This window comes from Sphingobacteriaceae bacterium GW460-11-11-14-LB5 (assembly GCA_002151545.1).
Taxonomy (GTDB): Bacteria; Bacteroidota; Bacteroidia; order Sphingobacteriales; family Sphingobacteriaceae; genus Pedobacter.
Window position 1 is genome coordinate 4,531,680 of the sequence record CP021237.1, and the last position, 17,088, is coordinate 4,548,767.

16 protein-coding genes are annotated in these 17,088 nt (G+C 38.8%); 10 read left to right on the forward strand and 6 right to left on the reverse strand.

All coding sequences use genetic code 11. The annotated features are described in order from the left end of the window. Position 1 precedes the first annotated feature (1 nt). Positions 2–784 carry a short chain dehydrogenase gene (locus CA265_18160; protein ID ARS41472.1) on the forward strand — a complete coding sequence of 261 codons (783 nt, stop codon included), beginning with the start codon at positions 2–4 and terminating at the stop codon, positions 782–784. Between the two features lie 161 nt (positions 785–945). Here CA265_18160 and CA265_18165 read toward each other — a convergent pair whose 3' ends face one another. Further along, positions 946–1,944 carry a hypothetical protein gene (locus CA265_18165; GenBank protein ID ARS41473.1) on the reverse strand — a complete coding sequence of 333 codons (999 nt, stop codon included), beginning with the start codon at positions 1,942–1,944 and terminating at the stop codon, positions 946–948. A 92-nt stretch (positions 1,945–2,036) separates the two neighbouring features. After that, a complete protein-coding gene (locus CA265_18170; protein ARS41474.1) occupies positions 2,037–2,270 on the reverse strand; it encodes a hypothetical protein in 234 nt (77 codons plus the stop codon). A gap of 103 nt (positions 2,271–2,373) precedes the next feature. Here CA265_18170 and CA265_18175 point away from each other — a divergent pair, with 103 nt between their 5' ends. From CA265_18175 to CA265_18195, 5 genes are all read left to right on the forward strand, one after another. Then, positions 2,374–2,925 carry a fasciclin gene (locus tag CA265_18175; protein ID ARS41475.1) on the forward strand — a complete coding sequence of 184 codons (552 nt, stop codon included), beginning with the start codon at positions 2,374–2,376 and terminating at the stop codon, positions 2,923–2,925. A gap of 331 nt (positions 2,926–3,256) precedes the next feature. Further along, entirely contained in the window at positions 3,257–4,138 is an 882-nt protein-coding gene (locus CA265_18180; GenBank protein ID ARS41476.1) for a cupin, read from the forward strand. Between the two features lie 80 nt (positions 4,139–4,218). Beyond that, positions 4,219–5,004, forward strand: a complete 786-nt coding sequence (locus CA265_18185) for a heme oxygenase (GenBank protein ID ARS41477.1) — start codon at positions 4,219–4,221, stop codon at positions 5,002–5,004. Positions 5,005–5,132: 128 nt separating this feature from the next. Then, the gene (locus CA265_18190; GenBank protein ID ARS41478.1) at positions 5,133–6,011 is read left to right on the forward strand and encodes a cupin; all 879 of its coding nucleotides are present in this window, start codon (positions 5,133–5,135) and stop codon (positions 6,009–6,011) included. Between the two features lie 127 nt (positions 6,012–6,138). Next, entirely contained in the window at positions 6,139–6,741 is a 603-nt protein-coding gene (locus CA265_18195; protein ARS43050.1) for a maltose O-acetyltransferase, read from the forward strand. Positions 6,742–6,969: 228 nt separating this feature from the next. On the opposite strand, the gene CA265_18200 is transcribed toward CA265_18195, so the two are convergent. Next, entirely contained in the window at positions 6,970–7,395 is a 426-nt protein-coding gene (locus CA265_18200) for a DUF4440 domain-containing protein (protein ARS43051.1), read from the reverse strand. A 92-nt stretch (positions 7,396–7,487) separates the two neighbouring features. Here CA265_18200 and CA265_18205 point away from each other — a divergent pair, with 92 nt between their 5' ends. From CA265_18205 to CA265_18220, 4 genes are all read left to right on the forward strand, one after another. Beyond that, positions 7,488–8,369: a hypothetical protein gene (locus CA265_18205; protein ID ARS41479.1), complete on the forward strand. Its 882-nt coding sequence runs from the start codon at positions 7,488–7,490 to the stop codon at positions 8,367–8,369. Between the two features lie 120 nt (positions 8,370–8,489). Beyond that, entirely contained in the window at positions 8,490–9,587 is a 1,098-nt protein-coding gene (locus tag CA265_18210) for a VWA domain-containing protein (GenBank protein ID ARS41480.1), read from the forward strand. 158 nt (positions 9,588–9,745) lie between these two features. Continuing rightward, positions 9,746–11,233: a magnesium chelatase gene (locus CA265_18215; GenBank protein ID ARS41481.1), complete on the forward strand. Its 1,488-nt coding sequence runs from the start codon at positions 9,746–9,748 to the stop codon at positions 11,231–11,233. Positions 11,234–11,322: 89 nt separating this feature from the next. Further along, positions 11,323–12,579, forward strand: a complete 1,257-nt coding sequence (locus CA265_18220) for a metallophosphatase (GenBank protein ID ARS41482.1) — start codon at positions 11,323–11,325, stop codon at positions 12,577–12,579. A 159-nt stretch (positions 12,580–12,738) separates the two neighbouring features. Here CA265_18220 and CA265_18225 read toward each other — a convergent pair whose 3' ends face one another. The 3 genes from CA265_18225 to CA265_18235 form a co-directional block, all read right to left on the reverse strand. Then, the gene (locus CA265_18225) at positions 12,739–13,428 is read right to left on the reverse strand and encodes a DNA-binding response regulator (GenBank protein ID ARS41483.1); all 690 of its coding nucleotides are present in this window, start codon (positions 13,426–13,428) and stop codon (positions 12,739–12,741) included. Between the two features lie 78 nt (positions 13,429–13,506). After that, the gene (locus CA265_18230; protein ID ARS41484.1) at positions 13,507–15,180 is read right to left on the reverse strand and encodes a two-component sensor histidine kinase; all 1,674 of its coding nucleotides are present in this window, start codon (positions 15,178–15,180) and stop codon (positions 13,507–13,509) included. A gap of 3 nt (positions 15,181–15,183) precedes the next feature. Continuing rightward, positions 15,184–17,067: a peptidase gene (locus CA265_18235; protein ID ARS41485.1), complete on the reverse strand. Its 1,884-nt coding sequence runs from the start codon at positions 17,065–17,067 to the stop codon at positions 15,184–15,186. Between the last annotated feature and the right edge of the window lie 21 nt (positions 17,068–17,088).

A 17,088-nucleotide genomic window follows, 5' to 3' on the forward strand; every position in this document is an offset into this window, starting at 1 on the left:
TATGTCAAAAATTGTATGGATTACAGGCGCATCATCAGGTATTGGCGAGGCCCTGGTATATGAATATTTTAAAGGGGGTAACAAACTGATTATCTCAGGGAGAAATCGCGATGAGTTGTTCCGTGTAAAAGGAAACTGCCAAAACTCTTTTAATGTACATGTTCTCCCATTCGATTTGAGCGAAACGGCTACACTCGAAAACAAAGCGGCCGATGCCATCCGCATTTTTGGAAAAATAGATTTACTGATCAACAGCGGTGGCGTAAGTCAGCGGAGTTTATCACTCGAAACCAACCTGCAAACCGAACAGCAAATTATGGACACCAATTTCTGGGGAACGGTTGTTTTGAGCAAAGCGGTTTTGCCCTCGATGATAAGCAATGGTGGCGGACAACTGGTTATCATCAGTAGCCTTGTTGGGAAATTCGGCACGAAATTCCGCTCTACCTATGCGGCGTCAAAACATGCATTACATGGTTATTTCGATTCGCTCCGATCGGAAGTTTACGACAAAAACATCGATATCACGATTATCTGTCCGGGCTTTATCAAAACAAACGTTACCTACAATGCACTTACCGGAGATGGCAACCCACTTAATATGATGGGCGATGCACATGAAAATGCCATGACACCTGCTGAATGTGCCAAACAAATCGTGCTGGCTGTTAGCAACAAAAAAGAAGAGGTTTATATTGGTGGAAAAGAAACCAGAGCCGTGTTATTAAAACGCTTTTTTCCGAAGATTTTTTCTAAAAAGGTAAGAACAGCGAAGGTGAATTAGACTGGCGTTTTGCGGTGAGCGTTAAGCGTGACCAGCGATTTCCTGATGGCTTGTGGATCTGTCAAATCGTGAGTCTTGGCAAGAGCCCCCTGTTAAATAAACCCGTATTCTATGGTTTATGCAAATAAAAAGTTTTTTTTCTGAGAAGCATTACTTTAGATTTATGCAGCAGGCTCCAGGAGGTATGGCGTACCTCTTTTAACAGCAGCAAAAGCTCTGCTCAGTAGCTTATTTTTTATCACATTCAGTACACACATAGCGTTTTTTCCCTCAGCTTTTTTTCGATCATAGTATCGTTTGAATTCGTTATCTTTTTTTATCGTGTTTAGCGCACACATGGTCAGTAACGCCTTTAGTTTTTTATTGGCGAGGTTGCTTACCCGGTTTCTCCCTCGTATACTCGTCCCCGAGCTATGTGGAAATGGGACTATTCCACAATAGCTCGCAAACTTTCTGTAGTCTGAAAATGCAGCGAAGGCTTCAGTATGGATCAGGATAAACATAGCCGTCTGCTTTCCGATCCCATGCACGCTCTGCACAAGGCTGAACTGTTCGTTTAGTTCCTGGTCCTCTGTTATTAAGGCTGCCAACTCGATATCTACCTTTTTTATCCGTTCGGCGTAAAGGGCAAGCATTTCCTGGCTATCGGCTATGCAATAGCCAGCGTTCTCCCTATCAAATCCTTTAAGCTCTGAGCAAGTGCATTTAAAAGAGGTCTGGTGTCTTACCAACTGTTCGCGGTGTGCCAGCAGGTGTTTGAGTTTTGAGCTTGTTGCCGAAGGAAGGAGGTAAGGACGGGCTTTGTGCTGATTTGAAAAAGCATAGCTTGCGATTGCCTGTGCGTCAGCCTTATCAGATTTCCCCCGTTTAAGTCCAATGGAACGCTTAATGTGCAGCCCGTTTTCAACCCATATAGATAAATCATTTGCATGCATAAAGTTGGTTATGGGGCAGATATAAATACCTGTATGCTCGCAACAGAAAAGAACCTTCTTAGGCGCGATACCATGTATGGAAAGCCATTCCAGCATTAGGCCAAAGCCATCATAGCTGTTCTTAAAAACATGGTGAAGGGGCTTGTCGAAACAGGCCTGTGTAACAACAGCAACATCGATGGTTGATTTGGAAATATCTATTCCAACAAATAGTTCATAATTCATAACTTTACGGTTAAGTGAAATGGAAATCCTAAAGTTGAATAAAACTGAATCCCTTAATAGTCCGCTAGACTAAAATTCTATATGGTTCTTGTTCAACTAAAAAGCAGAGGTCTGTTACAGGTTCTAGATCGTAAGTCTGGATCGCAGCATAGTTCACCTCTGCTTTTAAGGTTTCCTTTGTCAAATTTAATTCTTTGATAATCTTTCTCAAACCTAAGGGATGGCAGCGGTTTCGATTCTTCATCGAAGGTAGCAAAAAGCGGGAATGTAATTTCCGAAGAACCACTGCAGCACCTTTTCAAAATCAAAAAACAAAAATTAATCATTTAATAATCAATCCATTAAACAATAAATTTTATTTCTAAAAACCAAGTATCTGTAAGCCGTCGTAAATGGAATCAAATAACAGAAACTTAAAAATTAGAAATAATGAAAAATTTAATCTTAACCGTATTTGCTGTAATTACCATGGCATTTACCACACAAGTTTACGCTCAAAAAAATCCAATGGTTGGCGGTGCAGCCATGTACCCGACTAAAGACATTGTAGATAATGCCGTAAACTCAAAAGACCATACCACACTGGTAGCAGCAGTAAAAGCAGCAGGTTTAGTTGAAACTTTAAAAAGTGCTGGTCCGTTTACTGTTTTTGCACCAACAAACGCTGCATTTGATAAACTTCCTGCCGGAACGGTAGACAATCTGGTTAAACCAGAAAACAAAGCAACCTTAACTACGATTTTAACTTACCATGTTGTTGCCGGCAAAATGGACAGCAAAGCCATTGCAAAAGCAATTAAAGCTGGTGGTGGCAAAGCTGAACTTACAACCGTACAAGGCGGCAAACTTTGGGCCTGGATGGAAGGTAAAAAATTAGTTTTAAAAGATGAAAAAGGTGGAATGAGTACCGTAACCATTGCAGATGTTTATCAAAAAAATGGTGTGATCCACGTAGTGGATACCGTTTTAATGCCGAAGTAAAATTGATATATCCTTTTAATCAGTATAAAACGCCCTGGCTTTGGTCTGGGCGTTTTTGCTTTTATAAAAAATCATCTTTTAAAATCCGTCGTTATTTTTTCATCGTACATATATACACAACACTGGAAGATATCCTTATTAAAAACATACGTCACGTCCCGTGTGATTATAAAACTAACGTCCTTTCTTAAACGTAGGGGCGTTTTTTATTTATCACCAATATACTTTCTGACTTTTTTTGATGAATTGTCAGTTTTTTTTCAAGTTTTTCCATTTGTAATGTTTAGTGTTTTTTAACTATTTAATTTTGCTGTATTAATAGTTTTTTAACATGAAATTCAATTTATCTCCGATAGATGTAGTTGAAGACATATCTAAATCAGATTTCGAGCTGAACTACCTTAAACCACGTAAACCTTTGGTTATAAAAAATATGGCCAAAAAGTGGCCGGCATACCAAAAATGGACGATGGAATACATGAAAGAGGTGGTGGGCGATAAAACTGTTCCACTTTACGACAGTGCTAAAGCCGACCCTTCTAAACCTATAAATGCATCTGCTGCCGAAATGAAATTTGGCGATTATATAGACCTGATTAAAGAAACACCGACCGATCTGCGCATCTTTTTGTTCGATCCCATAAAGTTTGCGCCAAAACTACTCGAAGATTATATCGCTCCAAAAGATTTGATGGGTGGTTTTTTAGATAGCTATCCCAATATGTTCTTTGGCGGTAAAGGTTCGGTAACCTTTTTGCACTATGATATCGATTTAGCGCACATTTTTCACACACACTTTAATGGACGAAAACATGTCATCTTATTCGATTACAAATGGAAAGAACGTTTATATCAGATTCCATATGCCACTTATGCCCTGGAGGATTATGATGTAGAAAATCCCGATTTTGATAAATTCCCCGCATTAAAAGGTGTTCAGGGCGTTGAAGCGTTTTTAGAACATGGCGATACCTTATTTATGCCAACCGGTTACTGGCACTGGATGAAATACCTGGACGGATCTTTTTCAATTAGTTTAAGGGCATGGGATAAAAGCTGGGCCGTAAAAGCAAAAAGCTTGTATAACTTAACTTTACAGCGTAAATTTGACGACTTTATGAAAGCAAACTACCGCGAAAAGTACATGCAATGGAAAGAGGAACTTGCCATTAAAAGAGCGAGCAGGGCACTGGAAAAGAATTTGCCAAAATAAGCGAAAGAATAAAGACAACGATTAAATAGGATGATGAGGTTTGGACGCCAAACCCTTAACTCCCAACACAAAACTCAAACATGCATCCTAACATTATAAAAATCCAGGAAAAAATAGAGCCACTTAGGCAGGAAATTATTAACCATAAAGTTTATTCGGCCATTAGTGAAATAGAAGATCTCCGGATTTTTATGGAACACCACATTTTTGCCGTGTGGGATTTTATGTCGCTACTTAAAGCTTTACAAATTAATTTAACCTGCACTACCCTACCTTGGTTCCCGGTGGGCGATCCGGTTACCCGTCAACTGATTAATGAAATAGTTGCAGGTGAAGAATCGGATGTGGATGCCAACGGGGCGATTAAGAGCCATTTTGAACTCTACCTGGATGCCATGGAGCAATGTGGTGCCAATACAAAACCCATCAATATCTTTTTACAGGAACTAAAAAACGGAAAAAGCTTTAATGAGGCTTTCGAAATTGCTGAGGTACCTGCTACAGCAAAAGATTTTGTTAATGCGACATTCGATACCATTAACAGCGGAAAAACACATTTACAGGCAGCAAGTTTTACTTTTGGCCGCGAGGATTTAATTCCAAACATGTTTTTCAGTATGGTAAACGACCTGAACAGTACCCAGGCTGATAAAGTTTCGATCTTTAAATACTATTTAGAGCGCCATATCGAAGTAGATGGCGATCACCATAGCCATTTGGCACTCTCGATGACAGAGAAGCTTTGTGAAAAAGATGAAGCCTTTTGGGCAGAGGCAGAAGAGACCACAAAACAAGCCTTACAGAAAAGGATCGACCTGTGGGACGCTGCCTATGCTGAAATTGTTCAAAATAAAGTTGAGGCGTAATTATTAAATTGTTAAGTATTTACTAATTTTAGATTACGTGATTTTAGTCACATTTACCTGTTAACATCAATTTTGTAAAATAAAATTTACACATTTGTTGTTCGGCACAAATAACCGATTTTAAGCGCATGAGTTTCATTTTAAAACCTGTTGATATCGTTGAGAGCATCACTCCCGAAGATTTTAAGAAAAATTATCTGAAAACTAAACGTCCGTTAGTAATCAGGGGCCTAACTAAAGACTGGCCTGCCAGAGAAAAATGGACGACTGAATATTTAAAAGAAATTGGCGGTGAGCTTGAAGTTCCGCTTTACGACAACTCTAAAGCCGATCCATCAAAACCGATTAATGCGGCTACAGCACACATGAAGTTCGGCGATTACCTTGACCTGATTAAACGTGAGCCAACGGAACTGCGTATATTCTTTTTTAACCTGTTTAAAAAAGTACCTAGTTTAATTAATGATGTAAAAATCCCTAAAGATTTAATGGGTGGTTTTATCGAAAGTATGCCTGCTATGTTTTTTGGTGGTTCTAACTCGGTAACCTTTTTACATTACGACATCGATTTACCACATATTTTCCATACGCATTTTGGCGGCAGAAAACACATTGTTCTTTTCGATAATAAATGGAAAGACAGGTTGTATTGCTTACCAAATGCAACTTATGCATTAGAAGATTACGATGTGGCCAATCCTGATTTCGAAAAATTCCCGGCACTGAATGGTGTAGAAGGTTACGAGGTTTTCTTAGAACATGGTGATACTTTATTTATGCCTACCGGAATGTGGCACTGGATGAAATATCTGGATGGTTCGTTCTCGTTAAGTTTAAGGGCCTGGGATCAATCGATTACCCGAAAAGTGGCGAGCGTTTGGAGTTTATTTACCCATGGCGCCATCGACAGTTTAATCAAAATGACTTTCAAAGAAAAATATGCCCACTGGAGAGAGAAAAAAGCAGTTAAAATTGCTGAAAGAGCTTTAGCCAAAGGCAGACCATAAAAAAGTATTGAAAAAGTAAAATACAGCGGGGCATCGGTTACGATAGCCCCGTTTTTGTTATTATTGCTTTCTGAATGCTTAAGATTAGCATAATTTAAAAAGACCAGATACCAAAATGGATACGAACATACTTAGCGAAAAAGAAAAAATGCTGGCTGGCAAAGCTTATCAGGCTGGCGGCGAAGAACTATCAAAAGAAAGATTAAAAGCACGTGAAATTGTGTTTGAATTTAATAACCTGGCACCGAAATTTATCAAACAACGGAAAGAATTATTAAAAAGGTTATTCGGAAAAACAGAAAGGATGTTTTATGTAGAACCGCCATTTAGATGCGATTATGGCTACAACATCGAAATCGGCGATAACTTTTACGCAAATTTTAACCTGGTGATTCTGGATTGCGCTAAGGTACGCATCGGCAATAGTGTTTTTATTGCGCCAAACGTAGCCATTTATACTGCAGGGCATCCGATACATGCACATTTACGCGATCAGGAATATGAATGGGCGCAGGAAGTTAGCATTGGCAACAGCGTTTGGATTGGTGGAAACGTGGTGATTAATCCGGGTGTTACCATTGGCTCAAACGTAGTCATCGGATCAGGCAGTGTGGTTACCAGAGATATTCCGGATAATGTTTTCGCTGCAGGAAACCCGTGTCGGGTAATCCGCCAGTTAACAGATGCGGATAAGGATTATTATTACAAAGATTTTAAGTTGGGGGAATAAATAATCGTCCCGATTTCCAATCGGGATGTATGAGAAGGGCGATTTTATTGCCATTAAATTTATTCTAGAGGCTGTATTATAAATCTAGTTTCATTAGAATTGTCACGTTGAGCCTGTCGAAACGCCTTATACAGGTTTGGCAGATCCTTCGACAAGCTCAGGATGACAATTCTATAAGCTTATTGTACTATGATTCCCAATCAAGCTAGGAATGAGAACCCGTTTATATTAGCTGCTATGATCAGCAACTACTTTCCACTCGCCTTTAATTTTTTTAATCAGAAGTGTAAAATATCCTTTAAGCTCGTCTTTTTCGCGTTTAACATTCCAGCTGCCTAATACAAAAGCCAAATCAGGTTTTAAAAATTCGACCTTTTTAATGCCAAACACCAAAAATCCCATGGCCGATTTATCCGGATAGCCTTTTTTATAATTATCCAGCGTTTTTTGCCAGCCATAAGTTGGTCCGTTTTTACCTACAAAAAGTAAACTGTCTGATTTTTCATAACCTTGCATAAAGGCTTCAACATCGCCCTTGTTCCAATCTGTACGTTGCTTTTCGAGTAAATTAAGTATGGCCTGTTTATCTTTCGCATTTTGCGCAAAAGCACTAAAAGAAGCTAAAAACAATGCAATTACAAGTATTCTTTTCATGTTATCTGAGTTGAGGTAAAAATTAAAGATATGAAACAAATTATTTTGTTCCATGCGTAAAAATTCTTTATTTACACATCTATAAATCTTCTATGCAAAATAAAGTAATCACAATTGGCGAAATACTCTGGGATGTTTTCCCAGAGGGTAAAAAAGCTGGCGGCTCGAGCATGAATGTTGCCCTTAATTTACATAAACAAAGTATAGAGAGCAGTTTTATTAGTGCGGTTGGCGATGATGAAAATGGCAAGGAATTATTTAATTTTTTAGCCAGCAATCATTTTGCAACTGATTTGATTCAGGTAAATAGCGAATTGCCGACCAGTACGGTTGTGGTACAGCTTGACGAAAACCATCAGGCTACTTATACCATTAAACAACCCGTGGCATGGGATGATATCAAAATTACCGACGAAAATATTGCTGCTGTTAAACAGGCAGATGCTTTAGTATATTGCAGCTTAACTTGTAGATCGGAACAATCTAAAAAAGCCATTCTGAAACTTTTAGAAAATGCCAAAACTAAAATATTCGACATCAACCTCCGCGCTCCGTTTTATACCAGGGAATTAATTGCTGAGCTTCTGACTAAGGCAGATATCTTAAAAATAAATGAAGATGAAATTTTATGGGTGAAAGAATCTTTTGGCTTGAGCGGTAATACAGACGAACAACTTTTAAAGCAGCTTTCCAGTCAGTTTAATATTGAAATCATCTGCCTTACACTTGGTGATAAAGGTGCCTGTGTTTTAAAAGACGGCAAACTGTTTAAACATGCAGGTTACAAAGTACAGGTAGCCGATACAGTGGGTGCAGGCGATGCCTTTTTAGCTACGTTTATTGCTTGCTATTTGCAAGGATACCCAATGGAAACTACATTAGATAATGCCTGCAAAGTTGGCGCCTTTGTAGCCTCGCAAGCTGGCGCTAATCCTGAGTACAATAAAAAGATTTATCATATGGCGTTGGGTTAGCTTTAGTTTTTAGCCACGGAAACACGACTTTTACCTTTCTGCTTGTCTCTAAAAATGACACCGCGCTTAAATTAATGCAAAGCGAAACTTTTATCTTCGATAAATCGTTAATACAAGCACATGAGAGGTTTTCGTTTTTCTGATTATAAGCCGGGCGATGCGCCAAAGGGTGGGTTTGATGAGTTGCTGAAATTATTTAGCGAACTGCTGAATTATACAGCCGGAGATGCCGCAGAGGCTTTAAGCTGGTTGAACGAACTCGACAAGCAATATAAACTCACCAATAACGATTATGGTATTGGCAATTTTATCGACGACCTGAAAGACAAGGGTTATCTGACAGAAGACAATCAATCTGGCGAGTTTAAAATTACGGCTAAAACCGAGCAGACAATCCGCAAGTCGGCACTGGATGAAATTTTCGGGAAACTCAAAAAATCAGGCCGGGGAAATCACAACAGTAATCAATCAGGCGTTGGTGAAGAGAAAAATGCCGATAGACGCGAATATAGTTTTGGGGATAGTTTAGATCAGATTGATATGACGGCTTCTATCCACAATGCACAGATTAACCATGGCATTGGCGATTTCACTTTAACCGACCGTGATCTGGAAGTAGAGGAAAAGGATTTTAAAACTTTAACTTCTACCGTATTGATGATTGATATTTCGCACTCCATGATTTTATATGGCGAAGACAGGATTACGCCTGCCAAAAAAGTAGCCATGGCTTTGGCCGAGCTGATTAAAACGAAATACCCTAAAGATACTTTAGACATTGTGGTTTTCGGAAATGATGCCTGGCCAATTAGCGTGAAAGACCTGCCTTATTTACAGGTTGGCCCTTACCATACCAATACCTATGCAGGCTTAGAACTGGCTGCAGATTTACTCCGCCGCAGGAAAACGCATAATAAACAGATTTTCATGATTACCGACGGAAAACCAACCTGCTTAAAAGAAAATGGCAAATATTATAAAAACAGTATGGGTTTGGATAGGAAGGTAATTAATAAAACCTTAAACATGGCAGCTCAATGTAAGCGCCTGAAGATCCCGATTACGACATTTATGATTGCCAAAGACCCTTATCTGCAACAGTTTGTGCGCCAGTTTACCGAAATTAACGGCGGCAGGGCTTTTTATAGCTCCTTAAATGGTTTGGGCGAATACATTTTTGAAGATTACATTAAAAACAGACGTAAGACAGTTAAATAAGGTAGAGGGCAAAAAGGTGGAAGGTTTAAGGCAAAACCCAATGCCGTAAATACCTACCTAACGAGTCTAAGAAAACATTTTAAACAGGCGAAGATTTAATGGTTGAATGCTGTGCGCTGCAACCCTAAACCCTAAACCTTAAAACCGATTTTAAAAAGATGCAAAACACCACATTAGGCGAATTAAAAACAACAGGATATAAATCGAGATCTGTAAAAGAAGAGCTTAGGGAAAATCTGATTAAAGTGCTCCGCGATAAAAAAACCGAATTTGAAGGCATTATAGGCTATGATGAAACGGTGATTCCTGAATTGCAAACCGCCATTTTATCGCGCCATAATATTTTACTTTTAGGTTTACGTGGGCAGGCAAAAACACGTATTGCCCGTTTAATGGTAAACCTATTAGACGAATATGTACCATATGTTGCCGGAAGTGAGATTTTTGATGATCCATTGAACCCAATTTCATGGTATGCGAAAAACGAAATTGCCATAAAAGGCGATGATACCGAAATTGCCTGGTTGCACCGCAGCGAAAGATATACCGAGAAACTGGCCACACCGGATGTTACTGTTGCCGATTTAATTGGCGATGTTGACCCGATTAAAGCTGCTACATTAAAATTAACTTATAATGATGAACGTGTAATCCACTTTGGTTTAATTCCGCGTGCACACCGCAGCATTTTCGTGATTAATGAACTGCCCGATTTACAGGCGCGTATCCAGGTGGCCTTATTTAACATGCTACAGGAAAAAGATATCCAGATCCGTGGTTTCAAATTGCGTTTACCATTGGATATCCAGTTTGTGTTTACCGCAAACCCTGAAGATTATACCAACCGTGGAAGTATCGTTACCCCTTTGAAAGATAGGATTGAAAGTCAGATTTTAACCCACTACCCTAAAACCATCGAAATTTCTCGTAAAATCACTTTTCAGGAGGCAAAACTAACCGCCGATCAAAAAGCCAATATTGAAGCTGATGGTCTGGTGAAAGACCTGATTGAACAGATTGCTTTCGAGGCGCGTAAAAGCGAATATATCGATCAAAAATCGGGTGTATCGGCAAGATTAACCATTTCGGCTTATGAAAATCTAATCAGCACAGCAGAAAGAAGAATGCTGATTGCTGGTGAGAAAAATACTTTTATCCGCTTATCTGACCTGGCAGGAATTATCCCGGCAATAACCGGTAAAATTGAACTGGTTTACGAAGGTGAACTGGAGGGCCCAGCACATGTTGCCACCACCTTAATTGGCAAAGCAGTTAAAACTTTATTTGCACGTTACTTCCCTGATCCTGAAAAAGCGAAAAAAAGCAAAACGGCCAACCCTTATACCGAAGTAACTGAATGGTTTACCGAAGGTAATAATGTTGATGTTACCGATACTTTAACCAATGCACAGTATAAAAAAGCGTTGATGCTGGTGCCTGGTTTATATGATCTGGTCAAGAAATTTCATCCTAAATTAAGCGAAAACCAGACTTTATTGTTAATGGAATTCGTGTTGCATGGTTTAGCCGAGTACTCACAATTGAGCAAAAACTTTTTAAATGGCGGCTTCGGTTTCGCTGATATGTTTGGCAGTTTATTTAACGCCGAATTTGATGAAGAAGAGGACGAAGACGATTTCAGATAATATTGAATTTCTCTAATTTGATTAGCTTTGACAAATTCTTTCTCTAGGAAGAATCTGTCGAAGCTTTTTATTTACAAACCCTAAACATAATGGGAAGATTACCTTTTATCATTGCCGCCTGCATTTTTATTATTGCATTTGATATTTATTGCTATAAAGCCATTATTGCTGTTTTTAAAAAATGGAAACCGACTACTAAAAAAATATTTGGTATTGTTTACTGGACTTATAGCGCATTATTGATTATTGGTGTTTTCTGTGGCATTTACCTCAACCTTTTCCTTACGTTAAGGGCCATTATTTTGGTGGCTTTCTTTTTAACAGTGGCCTGTAAACTGGCGATGTTGCCTTTTCTGGTACTGGATGATTTACGCAGGTTATTCATTAAAATTTTTAGAAGGAACAGAAAAAGTGAAGTTTCAACTGCACAAAGTGCAGCAACTGTGGCAGAACCCATCTCACGTTCTGAATTTTTAGTTAAAGCCGGATTGGTGGCCGCGGCAGTGCCCTTAACTTCGCTAAGCTGGGGCATTATTTCCGGCGCATACGATTATCAGGTACGACGGGTAAATTTAATCCTCCCTAACTTACCGAAGGCTTTTGACGGGATCACCATGGGACAGATTTCCGACATCCACTCCGGAAGTTTTTACAATAAAACAGCCGTAAAAGGCGGTGTAGAAATGCTGTTGGGCGAGAAACCAGATTTCGTCTTTTTTACCGGCGATTTGGTGAACAACCTGACCAATGAAGTAAGAGATTATCAGGATATATTTTCGAAAGTAAAAGCACCCCTCGGTGTATATTCATCATTAGGCAACCACGACTACGGTGATTATTATTTTGGCAAAGAATCTTCTCCTGCCAAGGTAAAAAACCTGAAAGATATGGTTGACGTACATAAAGTAATGGGTTACGACCTGCTCATGAACGAAAACCGCAGGTTAAAAGTAGACGGAGAAGAAATCGGGATTTTAGGGATCGAAAACTGGGGAATGGGCCGTTTCCCAAAATATGGGAAAATGGAGCAGGCGGTTCAAAATACGGATGATTTACCCATTAAACTATTACTGAGTCACGATCCTTCACACTGGCGCGGAGAGGTTTTGAAAAAATACCCGCAAATAGATGCCATGTTCAGCGGACATACCCACGGCATGCAGTTTGGTGTTCGTTTAAAGGAAGTTCAATGGAGCCCGGTGCAATACATTTACAAAGAATGGGCAGGTTTATACCAGGAGCAAAAGCAACAGCTTTACGTTAATGTAGGCTACGGCTTTTTAGGTTATCCGGGTAGGGTTGGCATTTTACCGGAGATCACGATATTTACCTTAAAGCGGGCATAGATATTAAAATTCGTCATTTCGATTGATTGCAAAGAAATGGAGAAATCTATAAAAGATAAATAAGTGAATCATTCATTAGATTCCTCCACTGTGGTCGAAATGACGACTATTATACAAGTATATAACCGTCAGATGGTAACATCTGACGTCATAATATAATTATCCCGCGTTAAAGCGATACCCTACACCCCTTACTGTCTGTAACAACTGCGGATTATCGGGATTCAATTCTATCTTCTTGCGTAAGCGCACAATATGCATATCGAGCGTACGGGTATTTACATCAGAGTTGTAACCCCACACCACCAGCATTAATTCATCACGGTTGATTACCTTACCAGGATTACGCAGGAAATAAAGCAGGATACGGTTTTCCAATATCGTTAACTCAATTTTCTTTCCATCCCTGAACAACGTGTGGATGTTTGGATGATGTTCCATATTACCAAAACGGTGAATTTCAGCGGTATCTTTATTCACGATAAATTTCACTTTGCTCTCCAACATCGCCACTAAAACATCCATGTTAAATGGTTTGGTGATATAATCAGATGCACCAAAGTTATAAGCGTCGATTTTATCTACATCCTGTGCTTTGGCAGTCATCATAATAATAAGGTTTTCGAAACCCTGCTTGCGCACATTCTCGCAAACTTCGGCGCCCTGTTTGCCCGGCATCATCCAATCTAATAAAACAATATCAGGCTGATCGGCCAAAATCATTCTTTCACCAGCTTCGCCATCATTTGCTTCAAGCACAGTATAACCTTCAGCCTTTAAACGGTGGGCCACAAGAAAGCGAAGATTTTCATCATCTTCTACGATTAATATTTTTACTTCTTTAGACATTTGTATGTGTTTTATACGGTTGTAATGTTGAAACGTTATAATGTTTGAAGATTAAGTCCAACTTTTAACTTTCCAATTTTAACTATTATAAGGCAGTACAATTTTAAATTCGGTACCACTTCCTACTTTACTTTTTACCGAGATTTCTCCCTCCATAAAGTTAACCAGTTCTTTGCAGAATGCCAAACCCAGGCCTACACTGCCCATCTGGTTATATTCATTCTGAATCCTGAAAAACTTCTTAAATATATTGTTTAATTCTGATGCTGCGATACCGATCCCTTTATCGGCAAAGCGGAAAACCAGTACCCCTTTAATCAGCTTTGCGCTAATGTGTAATTTTTTCTGTTCTGGTTTCGAATATTTATAGGCATTCTCTGCCAGATTATCGAATAAACTCCCCAATAACACCGGATCGGTAATAAAGGTTTTAAAGCCCACCACCTCATAGGTCATCTTAAAATCGGGATGCTTCAATGTATGCGATTCGATGGTGCTCTCTATAAAGTCAACAATATTAACCTCTTCCTGGTTCAGCTTAATTGCCTTATTTTCGATCTGCGTAAAGGCCAGTAATTTGTTCATTAAACCATTCAGTTTATCGGCTTCTTCATCCAGTATCTTGCCATAAAGCTGCTGTTCCCTTTGGCTCAGTGCAGTAGCACTTTTAATATTGTTCCCTGCAATCTTGATCACACTGACGGGCGTTTTAAACTCGTGCGTAAGGTTATTCACAAAATCGTACTGCAACTTAAACATTTTACTATTGATGTTCAGGTTACGGTAAATTAAAAAAGCAACCAATAAAAGCACCCCATATACCAGCAAGAGCACCAGGGCAATTGGCATGAAGTAAATAAAAATTTCTTTCTTGATGTAAGATTTTGATGAAATGAGGTACAGCTTAAAATCAGAAAATGCACCAGGCAAGGCTATTTCAGTAGTAATATTTTCATCAGAAGTATCAATCGGATCGTAAGTTAAAGGTTCAATCCTGATGGTTTGGTACAACAAAGGTCTTGTATTAACGATCTTTATTTTATGCGCATCCAATTTAAAAACCATTACATCCTGTGGATAAACGGGAGCCGGGTTAAGCTTGCGCCTGATCATATCCTTATAAATCCTTAAATCCTCGCGACGGGGAATATTAAGGTAGGTGATTTTATTTTCGTTCGAGTTAACGATAGAAAAATTGGTAAACAGCTCTTCTTGTGTAGGTACCGATGCAGTATCAAGATCCTCAACAAAAGTGGCCAGTTTAATGGCAATTGCATTAAAATCGCTCCCTACATTAAAAGACCTGGTATCATCTTCTGAATACAATTTTACCGAATCGGGCTTTACGCCCTTACCAAACTGGAAAATAGATTTCGGCCCAATGCCCAGGTGGTTGGCATTGATCCCATCTTTTACAGGAACATTTTTCACCTCCGTATCGTAAAAAGTAACCTTCGAGATAAAAGGGTATTTTAACATCACGGTATCTACAAACTTCGCTGCTGTAGAAGAATCTAAAAAGCCACTGTAATAAGAAACTTCGGGCATTTTATTCTGAAAGAAATCGTTGTAAGGTTTAATACTTTGCTCGAGCACATTGACTTTTTCAGATACAAAATCGTTCTCAATCGATTTTTTGCTATAGTTAAACGCTAAAAAAAGCGATAGGATAAAAAGAATGGAAATGAGTACAATGAAGGTTACACCGAGGGAGAAATTTTTACGATAACCACTTTTTTTATCTAAGGCCATACCCTATTTCTTACCTAGATTTTCCTGTAAAAATTCTTCCAAAGCTTTATACAAAGCCGTTCTACTCTGCTGGCGGACAATCGGGTTTGGTCCCTCTTCCTTTTCGATATAGGTAACCTGAACATTTCGTTTTTTCAGTTCTTTAATAAACTGAACGCCTTCTGCTACATTAACACGCGGATCTTTAGGATTTTGTGCGATAAAAACAGGAGATTTAAAGCGATCGGCATGAAAAACAGGCGATGCAAACCGCATATAATCGGTATCGGTTACCGGATTGCCAACAATTTCATAATACATCTGCAGATTCGCTTTTAAAAACGGCGGAATGGTTTTCAGGTAACTAAACAAATTGATTACACCTGAATTTGATCCACCACATTTATAAAGATCGGGATTTTTATACAAACAATTTAATGCGATATAACCACCAAAACCATTGCCATAAATGGCGATTTTTTTAGGGTTGGCAATTTTTTTGGCAATTAACCATTTTACGCCATCATTAACATCTTCCTGGATTTTATCGCTCCACTGCTTGAAACCAGCCGCATAAAAAGATTTTCCATAACCGGTAGATCCACGATAGTTTACCTGCAAAACAGCATAACCGCGGTTAGCCAGGAACTGAACTTCTGCATTATAACCCCAGCTGTTTCTTCCTGCAGGGCCATTATGTGGCAAAACCACAACAGGTAAATTAACAGCCTTTTTATTTTTGGGTAAGGTTAAATAGCCGTTAATGGTTAAATGATCAGAACTTTTAAAACAGATGGGTTTCATGGCACTCATATCGCCCTGTTTAATAGATGGGCTAATATCAGTTAGTTTTTTAAGTTTATTCTCGCTAACCGTATATAGATAATAAGAGCCTGGATTTTTATCGGTAAATGTTCTTACTACAAAAACCTTGTCCATTTTATCTTTATCCATAATCTTCCATTCGGTGCCTGGCAAAAGCCGGTCTATTTTCGAATAGGTAATTTTGGTACTATCGTCAAGGTAATATTTTTCCTTTTTCCAGGTTTCGCAGGTTACAAAAAGCATTTTCTTTTGTGGTCGCGAGTATTTGGCATCAACTACGTTTAAGGTATCGTTTGCAAAAAGCACCTGTTTTTCTTTACCACTTTTTAAATCGAGTGCCACAAGTGCATTCTTATCCCTATTTACATTAGAAATAACATAGAGTATATTCGGTTGGTCTTCTGAAAAAGCAATTGGCTGTAAAGTGGTTTCGAAATTATTGGTAATTACCGGAGCAAAGGCTTGATTTTCGTTTTCGCGGTACATTAAGGTTTCATTCACCCCGTCGCTCGCTACTGCAATTTTCAATACCCCTCTGTTATCCGTCATCCATTCGGTAATGTTACCAGGGTTTTTGGCCGCAATATCCATCTTACCATTCCGAACATTTAAGCGATAAACATCGAAAACCGTCGAATCGCGTTTGTTGGATGCAACAATAATATATTTATCATCAATTAACTGATCTTCTATTACCCTCAGCCTATTTTTCTCGTTGGCACTCAGCTGAACCTGCTTACTTCCATCTTTATTGATGACGAAAATATCCGATTTACGCTCTTTAGATTCGTCTTCAGTATAATAAATCAACTCATTATTGCTGGTCCAGAAATGAAAACTGATATTCTTTCCATTCAAATGGGTTAACTGAACACTATTTCCAGTGGCCAGATCTTCCACAAAAAGATCAAGTTTTTTATCATGGAGTTTTAAATAAGAAAGACTTTTCCCGTCCGGAGAAATGCGATAATAGGCTTTATCCTGCGTTTTAAAAAAATCGTCCACAGGAATAGTATCATTGTCCGTGCCTTTACAAGCCCAAATCAATGCAACCATTAACAATAGAAAAATCTTTTTTAGCATAAATAAATCCTTTACGGGATG